This is a genomic window from Streptomyces sp. RP5T (assembly GCF_003933965.1).
Lineage (GTDB): Bacteria > Actinomycetota > Actinomycetes > Streptomycetales > Streptomycetaceae > Streptomyces.
The window spans coordinates 1-799 of the sequence record NZ_RSAJ01001206.1 but is presented as its reverse complement, the minus strand read 5'-3'; the positions used below and the strand labels follow the sequence as shown (position 1 = coordinate 799).

The 799-nt window shown below is 71.2% G+C and carries 1 protein-coding gene; it reads right to left on the bottom strand.

Annotated elements, in window-relative coordinates; all coding sequences use genetic code 11:
• On the bottom strand, positions 1-781 hold a 781-nt coding region (locus tag EHS43_RS45430; protein WP_148104378.1), incomplete at its 3' end, for a deoxyribonuclease IV.
• Between the last annotated feature and the right edge of the window lie 18 nt (positions 782-799).

Sequence of the window (799 nt, the reverse complement as noted above, 5' to 3'; positions counted from 1 at the left end):
CGCCCTCGGTGGCGGGGTGGGTCATCAGGGCGCGGAAGGGGTCCTCGCCGATATGGCCGGAGCCGATGTTCTCGTGGCGGTCCTTGTGGGCGCCGACCACGTCCTTGGAGTCGTTGGCGTGGATCAGCTTCAGCCGGCCCTCGCCGACCGTGTCGACCAGCAGGTCCAGCGTCTGGTGCATGCCGCTCGGGCCGGTCAGGTCGTGGCCGGCGGCGAAGATGTGGCAGGTGTCCAGGCAGACGCCCAGCTTCGGGTGGGCGTCCAGGGCCTCGAAGTACGGGCCGAAGTCCCAGGTGCGGGAACAGAGCGAGGCCCCCTGGCCGGCCGTCGACTCCAGGAGCAGATACGGGTCGTCGTCGTGGGTGAGTTCGTCGAGCAGTGGCAGCAGATGCTCGCGCACCTGCTTCAGGGCCACGGCACGGTCCCGGCCGCCCGTCGCGCTGCCGGTGTGCACGACGACACCGAGCGCGCCGATCTCACGCCCGCGCCGGAGGGAGTGCCGCAGCGACTCGACCGACCTCTCCACCGTCGCCTCGGTGTGCGAGCCGAAGTTGATCAGGTACGGGGCGTGGACGTACGCGGGGATCGCCCTTTCGCCGCAGGTCTCGCGGAAGGCCTCGTCCTGGCGGGGGTTTCCGGCCGGGGTGGCCCAGCCGCGCGGGTTGGCGACGAAGACCTGCACGGTCTCGGCGCCGAGGTCCTGGGCGTACGACAGGCCCACTGAGTGGAGGCCGCCGGCCACGGGGACATGGCCGCCGACCGGGTTGCGCTGAGTTGTCACCGGTCAAGGGTGCCATTG